12 protein-coding genes are annotated in these 10,564 nt (G+C 70.8%); 9 read left to right on the top strand and 3 right to left on the bottom strand.

Going from position 1 to position 10,564, the window contains the following annotated elements; all coding sequences use genetic code 11:
• The first annotated feature begins 17 nt into the window (after positions 1-17).
• On the top strand, positions 18-254 hold the full coding sequence (locus K6U06_RS09525) for a hypothetical protein (RefSeq protein ID WP_262321694.1): 237 nt from the start codon (positions 18-20) through the stop codon (positions 252-254).
• 10 nt (positions 255-264) lie between these two features.
• Here K6U06_RS09525 and K6U06_RS09520 read toward each other — a convergent pair whose 3' ends face one another.
• Positions 265-2,388 carry a putative transposase gene (locus tag K6U06_RS09520; RefSeq protein ID WP_262321693.1) on the bottom strand — a complete coding sequence of 708 codons (2,124 nt, stop codon included), beginning with the start codon at positions 2,386-2,388 and terminating at the stop codon, positions 265-267.
• 85 nt (positions 2,389-2,473) lie between these two features.
• Between K6U06_RS09520 and K6U06_RS09515 the strand changes: the two genes are divergently transcribed.
• The 4 genes from K6U06_RS09515 to K6U06_RS09500 all read left to right on the top strand — a co-directional run bounded on the left by K6U06_RS09515 (position 2,474) and on the right by K6U06_RS09500 (position 5,487).
• Entirely contained in the window at positions 2,474-2,908 is a 435-nt protein-coding gene (locus K6U06_RS09515; RefSeq protein WP_262321692.1) for a hypothetical protein, read from the top strand.
• 82 nt (positions 2,909-2,990) lie between these two features.
• Positions 2,991-3,809 (top strand): hypothetical protein, encoded by an 819-nt coding sequence (locus K6U06_RS09510; protein WP_262321691.1) that lies wholly within the window; start codon positions 2,991-2,993, stop codon positions 3,807-3,809.
• The gene (locus K6U06_RS09505) at positions 3,806-4,912 is read left to right on the top strand and encodes a hypothetical protein (protein ID WP_262321690.1); all 1,107 of its coding nucleotides are present in this window, start codon (positions 3,806-3,808) and stop codon (positions 4,910-4,912) included. Before K6U06_RS09510 ends, K6U06_RS09505 begins: the two co-directional genes overlap by 4 nt.
• 56 nt (positions 4,913-4,968) lie before the next feature.
• The gene (locus tag K6U06_RS09500; protein ID WP_262321689.1) at positions 4,969-5,487 is read left to right on the top strand and encodes a hypothetical protein; all 519 of its coding nucleotides are present in this window, start codon (positions 4,969-4,971) and stop codon (positions 5,485-5,487) included.
• A gap of 19 nt (positions 5,488-5,506) precedes the next feature.
• On the opposite strand, the gene K6U06_RS09495 is transcribed toward K6U06_RS09500, so the two are convergent.
• Complete coding sequence (locus tag K6U06_RS09495; RefSeq protein ID WP_262321688.1) at positions 5,507-6,007, bottom strand: PaaI family thioesterase; 501 nt, start codon at positions 6,005-6,007, stop codon at positions 5,507-5,509.
• A 125-nt stretch (positions 6,008-6,132) separates the two neighbouring features.
• Here K6U06_RS09495 and K6U06_RS09490 point away from each other — a divergent pair, with 125 nt between their 5' ends.
• From K6U06_RS09490 to K6U06_RS09475, 4 genes are all read left to right on the top strand, one after another.
• Positions 6,133-7,329 carry an FAD-dependent oxidoreductase gene (locus tag K6U06_RS09490; RefSeq protein ID WP_262321687.1) on the top strand — a complete coding sequence of 399 codons (1,197 nt, stop codon included), beginning with the start codon at positions 6,133-6,135 and terminating at the stop codon, positions 7,327-7,329.
• Positions 7,326-8,243: a sigma-70 family RNA polymerase sigma factor gene (locus K6U06_RS09485; RefSeq protein WP_262321686.1), complete on the top strand. Its 918-nt coding sequence runs from the start codon at positions 7,326-7,328 to the stop codon at positions 8,241-8,243. The genes K6U06_RS09490 and K6U06_RS09485 overlap by 4 nt, the downstream gene beginning before the upstream one ends.
• 123 nt (positions 8,244-8,366) lie before the next feature.
• Complete coding sequence (locus K6U06_RS09480) at positions 8,367-8,990, top strand: uridine kinase (protein ID WP_262321685.1); 624 nt, start codon at positions 8,367-8,369, stop codon at positions 8,988-8,990.
• A 98-nt stretch (positions 8,991-9,088) separates the two neighbouring features.
• Entirely contained in the window at positions 9,089-9,655 is a 567-nt protein-coding gene (locus tag K6U06_RS09475) for a nitroreductase family protein (RefSeq protein ID WP_410051019.1), read from the top strand.
• Here K6U06_RS09475 and K6U06_RS09470 read toward each other — a convergent pair.
• Positions 9,632-10,417, bottom strand: a complete 786-nt coding sequence (locus K6U06_RS09470; RefSeq protein ID WP_262321683.1) for an SDR family NAD(P)-dependent oxidoreductase — start codon at positions 10,415-10,417, stop codon at positions 9,632-9,634. The genes K6U06_RS09475 and K6U06_RS09470 overlap by 24 nt on opposite strands.
• Positions 10,418-10,564 lie beyond the last annotated feature (147 nt).

The raw sequence follows: 10,564 nt of genomic DNA, 5'->3' as shown, positions 1-10,564 counted from the left end.
AGCCCCAGGAGGAACCCATGGCCCAGACCACAACCTACGACGACCCGGTCCTCGACCACGACGACCAAGTGCTGGAACTGCACGAGGCCCCAGCGAGGCCGTCCCCCAGGATGACCAGCTGGGCGGGGCGTCGCCTGAAAGGGGTGCTCCACGCCGCGGTGATCGCCATCCTCCTGGCCGCGGTGGCCTTCCTCGGCCTGCGAGTCCAGGACTCCCGACATGTCGGGATGATCGTTGCGGGTCAACGGCGGTAGGAGTGTCGGGTCAGAAGCCCTTCACGGCGAAGACGAGACGTAGCTTCGTGCCGGGATAGAGCGTCTCGGTCGCGTTCAGCTCTGCGCAGAGCCCGGCGATTGCCCGGCTGCGCCGTGGTGCAGACAGCGCGTTGATGCGCACGTGGAGCTCGTCGTTGATGACCGCGAGGTCAGCGGGTGAGCGCAGCGCTTCGAGCAGCAGCGTCCTGCCTTCGTCTTCGGCTCGGCGGTAGTGGGGAGCGAGCAGGCGGCAGAGGGCGGTCGTCGCGTTGTAGGTGGCCATGCGGATCGCGTCGTGCAGGCGCTTGCGCTCGGGCGAGAGGCGCATCGCGTCGGGATAGAGCTCGCCGAGAGCGACGCGGGCGGGGACGGCGCGCTGGGCGGCCTTCGCGTCAGCGAGCGCTTCGTGTGCCTGCTCGATCCCTTCGATGCTGGCGCTTCCCTGTTCGAGGGTCTCCCGGGTGACCTCTGCTTGTGCTGTGAGCAGTGCCGCTTTCGCAGCGCGGACGTTCTTCGCGGCGTCTTTCTTCTTCGGGTTGGGGACGCTGCGGGCGAGGTCGTCTTGGTCCTTCGCGTAGCTGTCGAGGGCATCGAGGCCGAGGTTGTGACGCAGATAGCGGAAGAAGTTCTCCTGGCGCCAGCGGGAGAACATCGCGTAGGCGACCTCTGGCGCCGACAGATCGGTCCTCGTCGTGAGGATGTGGGTCTGGTGCCCGGTCCTCTCGTCGAGGCGGGTGACCTGGCGACAGGAGAAGACCTTCGTCTTCTTCGCGTGCTTGTAGGAGAGCTGCACGCGACGATCGGCGAGCAGGTAGGTCTGGCGGCGGCCGAGGTCGTCGGTGAGCTCGTGGGCGGCGAAGGCGCTCGGGGGCTCGTCGGTGAGGGGCGCCTTGGCATAGGTGAGGAGATGGAAGCCCGCCTGCACGAGGTCAGCGAAGAGCCTCGGGCTGTAGCCGCCGCGGTCGAAGCAGATCGTCGGACGTGCCTCGTCACCCACGAGGCGGCGGATCTCTCCTGCAGCGATCTCGAGTTCGCCGGTCAGGCTGGCTCCGGGCTCGCTGTTCCAGCAGAGCACGCCCTCGCCGTTGTGGTCACAGATCCAGGTGTCGACCTCTGCGGGCGCGGCGAGCCGGGCCCGGGCGAGATGGGCTTTGGGGAGCCGTGCGGTGCCGTGATAGGCACGGACGTGGCCGTCGACGTAGAACAGCCCGCATGCGTCCCTCGCGGCCTCGAGGTGGGTGGCGCCAAGGCGACCAAGCAGCTCGTCGCTCCTTCCGAGCGCGGCGAGCTCCTCGAGGCGACGGCGCATCGTCTTCACCTCCGGCGCCCGGTCGAGGCCGAGCAGGCGACCGAGGTCTGTCGGGTCGAGCCTCGTCAGGCCCTCGGCCCGTGCCTCGCCGAGGAGGAGACAGAACACGACGCCGAGCACGAGGGAGCGGATCGAGTAGAACGCCGCACGCCCGGTCGAGAAGACCGCCTCGAAAGCCTCGAGCAAGCCCGTCGCCGACAAGGCCGGAAGCACGAGCAACGCGCCGGCAGAGGGAAGCGACGCCCCCGGACAGATCACCGGCTCGGCGCCCGACAGCAGCCCGCCACGAGCGAGCGCCCGATCGGCGTCTCGGGGCGCTGGCCGCGCGAGCGGCTCGAGGGCCTCGCCGAAGGCCGTGCCCTGCGATGCCCCCGGCGAGACAACAGGAAGTCCCCGGCGCACCGTCCCCGGATCGAGGCCGACCGCACGGGCGATCGCCCGCAGCCCGAGACCCTCGCCCTGTAGCCGGGCGATCTCCGCCCGCTTCTCCCCGGTCAGCTTGTGCGCGCGCCGGGGCCCAAGCTTCTGCGGCACGAGGCCCTCGGCCCCCTTGTCAGAGAAAGCCTTGCGCCAGCGGCGCACCGTCTCGAAGTCGACACCGAAGCAAGCGGCGACCTGGCTCGGCGTCGCCGCTCCCGTCTCGACGAGCTGGACCGCCGCCAGTCGCCGACCGACAATGTCATCAGGCCCGAAACACCACGTCGCCATGCCAAAAAGGAAGACCGCGCCACCCTCCTCGGACTCGAGCAGCGACGCGGCGTGGTTGATCTCCACCGAACCGGCCGGAGTGAGCGGGAGCGGGCGTCCGTGCAGCACGGGACCCATCCCAGCATCCCGGAGCAGCGCCGCAACTGACACGCAGCCATGGTTCCACGATCGGCGAAGGATCGCGAATCGTTCCCCTTACCCCTTGGGCAACACGCCGCTCCGTGTCAGGAGCCCTGGAGTCAGGAGCCTGCAGGCCAACGACGCAGGACGGGCAGGCGCCCTCAAAGCGGCCACCACCTTCGGTGGCATCGTCTCCAGCTACAACTACAAGCAGCCGTCCTCGTTCACCAGAGCCGAGCAGATGGAGACCCCGCAGTACGCGAAGACCTCGGCGTCTCAGGCCGCCGATCTCACGAAGCTGTTGATCCAGTACAAGGGCATATCCGAAGGCCGGGTGCTGGCGGCCGGTCTCAGCTCGTACTCGAGCACCCACGCCGGCGTGCTCCTGTTCGTCGACCAGAACGTCTCCAACTCCGTCGAGAAGACCGGCACCGCCAACCAGCCGCTTCGGGTCGAGGTCAGCCTGGTGCGCGGCCACGGCCGGTGGCTGGTCGACAACCTGTCGGTCCCGAGCTAGCGGTCCGATGCCCTCACCCAACCGTCCGCCGAAGCACCCGAGGACCCGTTGGCGCTCGGCCGCGGGCGCGGCGGCTGCCATCATGGTCGCCCTCGTCGCGACCCTGGCAGCCACGCCCATCCCCGCGTCGGCGGACGCCACCGCCCCGCCGTCGCTGCCCGACCGCGGGGCGGGCTGCCCGGGTCCGCAGTACCCGCCGGCGGGCTACCCGCCCGGCGCCCCGCCGATCCCCTACGAGGTGCCCTTCGTCGGGACCATCGACGGCGGAAACCTCCAGCTGCGCTCCACCGGCCCGACGGTGCCCGCGGTCGAGGTCCCCCACATCTACGGAAGCGTGTGCGGCCTCGTCAACCTTCCCGGCCTCGTCGCCAGCATCAACCCGTCCAACATCTACCTGAGTGCGACCAACGCCTACATCGCCGGCATAGAGGCCCTGCCGATCGACGTGGGCTTCGGCCAGGGCCTCACCGGCACCCTTTCCCCGCAGTCGGCCCCCAACGGCGGCCTCAACGTCTCGGTCAGCGGCGCCGCCAGCCAGAGCATCCAGACGTTGGGGATGCGCTGCACGTTGACGTTGCCGAACCTCACCCTCACCACGCAGACCAGCGGGGGGCTGACCGGGCAGCCGGTGACCGGGCCGACCGGCGCCCACGGCGTCCCCGACGGCGACTTCACCAAGGTGCAAAAGCCCGGGGGCGTGGCTGAAGTCGTCAGCAACGACTTCCCGGTCCCCGCGGTGCCGGTCTCGTCGACGTGTCCCGCGTCGATGGCCGAGACCTTCAACACGCTCCTCGGGTTGCCGGCACCCCCCGGTCGGGCCAGCTTCGTAGCCCCCTTCACGTTCTATTTCGAACTGACCTGCACCGACAAGTCCCTGCCCTGCACCGAGCAGCGACTATGAGACTCCTTCGTGGATTCCTCCGCCGTCACCACCGCCAGGCGCTGGCGGTCCTCGGCGCGGCCTGCCTGCTGGGCGCGGCCGTCCCCGCGGTCGACGCGCCGCGAGCGGCCGCGGCGGCGCCTGCCCTCAACTGCCCCGCCGAGCAGTACCCGGCCGCGAACGCGCCGCGGTCGGCGCCGGCGAGGCCCTACGAGATCCCGTTCAAAGCACAGTTCAACGGCGGGTACCTGGCCCTCGACTCGGGTGTCGCCACCGTCGTCCTGGGCCCGCCGAGCGTCCAGTACCCGACCGGTCAGATCTTCGGGCCGGGCTGCGGGCTGCTGTCGCTGCCCGGTCTGAGCGGCGCCGTCGACCCCAACCCGCCCGGCTACCAAGGCGACCCCAACTACAACAACAACATCCAGTTCCAAGGCCCGAACGGCTCGCCCACCATCCCTGTGTCCATCGGGATCGTAGGGCTTCCCGGCGTCGACCTGGCCGCCGGGTACGGAGCCGCCGAAGGGTCGCTGACCGCCACCATGTCCCGGACCCCGGCGCCCAACGGAGGGCTGATGGTGGACATGTACGGCAACGCCAAGGCCACCGACGTCATCGACGTGACGCAGCTGCTGGCCCTGCTCCCGAGCGGCGGGCAACTGGACCAGCTGCTCGGGCAGGTCCCGGGGCTGCAGTCGCTCCTCGGCGCAGTGGAAGGTCTCGGTGGCGTTGTCGGCAGCGACTGCACGATCGCCCTCGGCGACCTGGTCACCGACGGGCTGCCCCCAGGCGAGGTCCAGGCGTTGGAGGACCGCTACCACACCTCGTTTCGGGCGCCGGCCCACCTCACCAGCGGAAGCAGCGGCGACCAGACCGGCGTGGCCGCCACCGGTCCCGCGACCGACGCGCAGCTGACCCTGGTCGGCAACGACTTCGCGGTGCCGCCCGTCGACCCCGACCTTCCGCCCGTGCCGGGGCTGCCCGGAGTCGCTCCGGGGGCGGCGCCAAGCAGCGTGTGCGCGCCGCCGATCGCCGACCTGCTCAACGCTCTTTTGGGTCTGCCCAGCGCGCCGGGCAAGGCCACCTTCGTCGCGCCGGCGAAGCTCGCGATCGAGGTGCCGTACTGAACCCGACGGCGGCCGGACGCACGCCACGGCGACGCGCCCGGCGGCGAGCGGGCCGCGTGGCGCCGCTGCTCGTGGGGGCCACCGCGGCCATCGTCGCGCTGTCGGCTGGAGGGTGCGGGACGCCCCGGGCTGCGCCCGCTCACGCCGCTCCCGTCCCGGCCCCGAACCCCGGGGGACCAGCAAGTTGGGTGCCGCCTCCCGCGGCGGCGGCTCCGTCCACGGCCGCGTTCTGCGCTCTGCTGGTCGCTGATTACAAGCATCTGGCCACGAACGTCGACACGACGAGCCTCCCGGCCCGCGAGCGGATACTCGAGGATTATGTGGCGTTCACGCCGACGGTGGTCGCGGCCGCCCCGCCAGCCATCAGCGCGGCGGCCTCCACTTATCTGGGGGGTATGGCCCGGGCCGTCGGCGCCCTCGCTGCGGCTGGCCTCGATGTCCGCAAGGCCCCGAAGTCCGACATCGGCGCGGTGCTGTTCGACCCGTCGATGCAGGCCGCCGGCAGGGACGTCGCCGCCTTCTCAGACCGGTACTGCCGCTACGACCTGGCCGCTGGGGGAGCTCCCTCGCCGTAGCACCAGCGACCCCGGCCGGCTATGTGGCGGGGAGCGGCCCTGGCAGCGCGCCGTCCGGCGCGGGCTTGGGGGGCATGATCGCCACGGTGCCCTGCGCTGCGCAGACGAGGCGCCCGCTGTTGCTCACGTCGACGCGCACGATGGCTGTGCGCTTGGACATCGACAGGATCGAGGCCTCGGCGATCATCGGGCCGGGCCGGGCAGGGGCGAGGAAGTTCAGCTTGAACTCCTGCGTGGCTGGCCAAGAGCCCCGCGGCACCACGGGGAAGCAGACCGCTCCCAAGACGTGGTCGATGAGCGCCGAGACCACCCCGCCGTGCGCCGCCCCGAAAGGGTTCAACAGTTCCTCGGTCACCGCCAGCTCGCAGGTCAAGCGGCCCGCTTCCACGGCGCGGGTGCGGATTCCGAGGTAGCCGGGCAGCCCCTCGCCGTCGGCGCCCTCCGCGAAGCGGTTGCTGCCCACCATGGCGTCGGCGACAGCCTGGTCGAAGTGTTCGAACGTCAATGTGATGGCGGCCACGATATCGCCTCCGCTGGCGGTCGCCCCGCTTACACCTGGCGTACACGCCGCGTACGGCCATGTCACAACGGCGCGTGGGGCGGCGTCATGTACGTATGCGAGAACGTGACCATGAAGATGTGGTGGTGATCGGTGCAGGCCTGGCCGGGTTGACGGCCGCGGCAACCGCCTCCCGTTCGGGGAAGCGGGTGACGGTGGTGGAGGCGCACGCCGGCGGAGGCCGGGCCCGGACCGACGAGCGCAACGGCTACCGGTTCAACCAGGGGCCGCACGCCCTCTACCGGGGCGGGGAGGGTTGGAGGATCCTCCGCCGGCTGGGCGTGGCCCATCGGGGCCATCTGCCGTCGCTGCGGGGCGCCCGCGGCAGCCGGGACGATGCGCTGGTGCGCCTGACGGGCGCCTCGATGACCAAGCTGATCGCCGGGCTGGCGCGCTCATCACCGGCGAGCTGGGCGGGACGTAACGCCCAAGAATGGGTGGAGTCGCTGGGGGGAGGCACCGACGTGGCGGACCTGGCTCGGATGGTCATCCGGGTTTCGACCTACGTCGCCGACCTCGAGGTCATGCCCGCGGACCTGGCCCTCTCCCAAGCGAGGACGGCGTTTCGGGGCGTGTCCTACCTCGACGGGGGGTGGTCCACCCTGGCGGAGGGTCTGCGCTCGGCGGCCTGCACCGCCGGCGCCACGCTACGAACGCACCAGGCGGCCGCCGGTGTCAGCCAGGCACCGGGTGGCTGGGAGGTCGCGCTGGCAGGCGGCGAGGTGCTGCAAGCCCCTGCTGTCGTGATCGCGCCCGGCAGCCCGGCCGCCGCGCTCCGGCTGCTTCCGGTCGATCCGGGATGGCGCGACCCTGGCCGTCCGGTGACCGCCGCGTGCCTGGATCTGGGGTTGCGGGACTACCAGCCGCGACCCGTCTTCGGCCTCGACCAGCCTCTCTACCTGTCGCGGCACTGCCCGCCAGGCGACCTCGCGCCCGCCGGCGGCAGCGTGGTGCACGTCATGCGCTACGGGGCCCGCGGCGCCGTAGCGGATCGCGCCGACCTGCTCCGCCACGCCAGGCTGGCCGGGATCCTCGACGACAACATCGTCGAGGAGCGCTTCTTGGCGTGCATGGTCGTAACGCACTTGTTGCCCACGCCCGACGAGGGTCTCGCCGGTCGACCCCCCGTCGCGGTTCGGGAGGCCGAGGGGATCTTCGTGGCCGGCGACTGGGTGGGGCCGACGGGATGGTTGGCTGACGCGGCGATGGCCAGCGGAGAGTGCGCCGGGCGCCTCGCCACCCGCTCGCCGGCGCCGGCGCGCACGTACCCTCGGGTGGCGTGACCCCGACGTCGACGCCCGGCCACCTGGACCTCTTCCAGGCTGAACGAGCCCGCCTCACCGGCCTGGCGTACCGGATCACAGGCTCGCTGGTCGACGCGGAGGACACGGTTCAAGAGGCTTGGATGCGCTGGGCTGCCCAAGACGTCGCGACCTTCGACAACCCCGCCGGTTGGCTGACGACTGTCACCACCCGGCTCGCGCTCGACCGCCTGCGGGCCCAGCGCCGACGCCGCGAGGTCTACGTCGGACCGTGGCTCCCCGACCCGGCTGCCACCGTCCCCAGCGCGGAGGACGCCGTCCAGCTCGGCGCGTCGCTGACCCTGGGGTTCTTGGTTCTCCTCGACGCTCTCGGACCGTCAGAGCGAGCGGCGTTCCTCCTCGCCGACGTGTTCGGCGAGCCCTACCCGGTCGTCGCCGAGATCCTCGACAAGACCGTGCCGGCCTGCCGTCAGCTGGTGGCGCGCGCCAGACGAAAGGTCCGCTCCGCTCGCCCCGACGGGGCTGACCCTCGCCCCGCCCCGGCCCCCGCCGAGTTACTCACGCAGCTCATCACCTCGGTGCTCTCCGATGACGAGGACGCCGCGATGAGGCTCCTCCACCCCGACGTAGTGCTTGTCTCCGACGCCGGGGCCGCCCGTCGCGCCGCCAGGCACCCCGTCGTCGGCGCCGAACGAGTCCGCCGGCTCCTGAAAGGCGGCTGGAGACTGTTCGGTTTCACGGCCCGACCGACCCCAGACAACTTGCCACCGGCGCGCTTGGTGGAGATCAACGCGAGCCCGTCGCTGGTCATGGACACGGCAGGCGGTCCCATCGTGATCACCGCCGACGCCATCGACGGTCGCATCAGCTCTATCTGGGTCCGCCTGAACCCGGCAAAAACCGCGGTCCTGCACGACCCGCCGACCATCATCTGAAGGCCGGGGCAGCTCGCCTGCTTTTGATCCCGGGAGTGGCGCCACCGTCGCCCCGCCTTTGAGCCCACCGCCTGAGGCGGCGGGGACAGCGGACAGCAGGGTCCTGAGCTACCTTCTGCGCTGATGGGGGTCATCACCTACGCCGTCGCGGCCGACTGGATCCGGGGCCGGACGGCACCGGTACTGCCTCGGCTGGTCGCGGTCGACGGTCCTTCCGGGTCGGGCAAGAGCACCTTCGCCGCGCATCTGGCGGCTGCCCTCGGGGATGCTGAGGTGGTCGAGATCGACGACTTCGTCTCCTGGGACAATCTCGCCGGCTGGTGGCCCCGTCTGGAAACTGAAGTGCTCGGCCCGCTCCTCGCCGGCGATGACGCCGTCTACCAGCAGCGCGACTGGGCGGGCGATCCGCTCGGGGACCGCCTCGGCGGGTGGCGGCCCGTGGCCGGGGCGCCGGTCGTCATCCTCGAAGGGGTCACCGCGTCGCGCCAGGCGATCGCCGACCGGCTGACCCTGGCCGTGTGGGTAGAAGCCCCCGCCGAGGTCCGTCTCGAGCGGGGGGTGCGCCGGGACGGCGAGGCCATGAGGTCCCGTTGGGTCGAGTGGATGCGCCGAGAAGACGCCTTCTTCGCGACGGACCGCACCCGGGACCGAGCCCACCTTCACGTAGACGGTGCCCCCGCCATCTCGCCCGGTGCCACCCGGTGGTTCGCGGGCCAGTTCAGTGCAGCTCGAGGAGCTCGGCGTTAGCTCCAGCCTGACGGGCTTCAGCAGGCGGTTGGCTGCCCAGTTGTCGGGCGTGGGCTAGAAATGGCGCGGTGGACGGCGGTGACGCGTTCGGTTCGGTGATGCTGCATCCGCTGTTGAGCGCTCGGCGCAGCCCCGCCCGTTTCGATTCGAGCGACGAGGTGTCCGACGAGGCCCTGGATGCGCTGTTGGAGGCCGCCCGGTGGGCTCCTTCGGCTGGCAACTCGCAGCCGTGGTCGTTCATTTTCGCTCGCCGCGGGGCCGACACCCGCCGCCGCGTGGAACACCACCTGGCCAACAGCTCCCGGGCCTGGGCGCCCGCCGCCGCCCTGCTGGTGGTGAACCTGGCGCACCGTTGGGTGGAGGACACCGACTGGGAGCTTTCCGAGTTCGCCTTGTACGACCTCGGTCAGGCCGTCGCCCATATGACCATCCAAGCGCAAGCGCTGGGTATGGCCTGCCGGCAATTCCGGGCTTTCGATCGGGAGGGTCTCACCGCCGAGTTCGAGGTTCCCCAGCACTGGCAGGTCGTGTCGATGACCGCGGTCGGGCGTCCCCAGGCGGATCCTGACGCAGCCGTGGCGACGCCCGCCGGGCCAGAACCGCGCAGCCGCCGTCCGGCGCGCGATCTGATGTGGGGTGCCTCAACCACCCAGCGGCCGCGTTGAGCGGAAGCGGTCGAGGAACGATTCGAAGTCCTTCGCCACGATCCGTTCTCCGCTGAGGCCCTCGGCTTCGGCCGAGGCGAGGAACACTATTGGAGGGCCCATGACCTGCGCGCCAAGCAGGGACCGGCGGGCCTCGTCGGGAAGCTCGTCGGGGATCATCCCGGTGGTCGTGGCCCCGCCCGGAAGAAGCAGGTTGACGGTGATACCAAAAGGGCGAAGATCGTCGGTCATGATCAGGCTGAGGGCCTCAGCTCCAGCCCGCGACGGACCGTAGGGCACGAAGCCGCGGCGGCGCATCGTCTCATGATTCATCGACACGTTGACGAAGCGCCCACGTCCCTGGGCGACAAACACTGGAGCGAAAGCTCGGGCGACGAGAAAGTATCCGGTCAGGTTGGTAGCCACGACGTCCGCGAAAGCCTCAGGGGACACCTCGAAGAACGGCCTCGGGTCGGAGAAGAACCGTGGGTTGACAGTACGCATGCCGATACCGGCGTTGTTCACCACCAGATCGACACCCCCCCAGCGGCTCTTCAACACTGCGACGGCCGCCTCCACCGAGTCTGGGTGGCGAACATCCATCGGCAACGCCACCGCGGCCAGGCCTTCAGCCGTCCAGCGATCCGCAGCTGCCTCCAACCTCGGCCCGGGGCGGGCCGATACCGCCACGGTCGCCCCAGCTCGCAGCAGCGCGTCTGCCATCGCCGCGCCGAGGCCGCTGGTCGCGCCGGTAACCACCGCCCGCACACCGCTCAACTGCATCGGACATAGCCTACGGCTTCGCTGCTCCAGGAGCGGCCGGATGGCGAAGGTCGAACTGGTGTTGGTGGCCCGCCGAGCAGCGTCGGCCCGTCGTCACGAAGCAAAGGATCCGCGGACGGCAGTCTCAACTGTCTCAACTAGGATAGG

It is taken from the genome of Acidiferrimicrobium sp. IK, assembly GCF_025499425.1.
Classification (GTDB): domain Bacteria; phylum Actinomycetota; class Acidimicrobiia; order Acidimicrobiales; family Palsa-688; genus Acidiferrimicrobium.
Note: the sequence above shows the minus strand (reverse complement) of the source record. Positions and strands in the feature narration are given on the sequence as shown.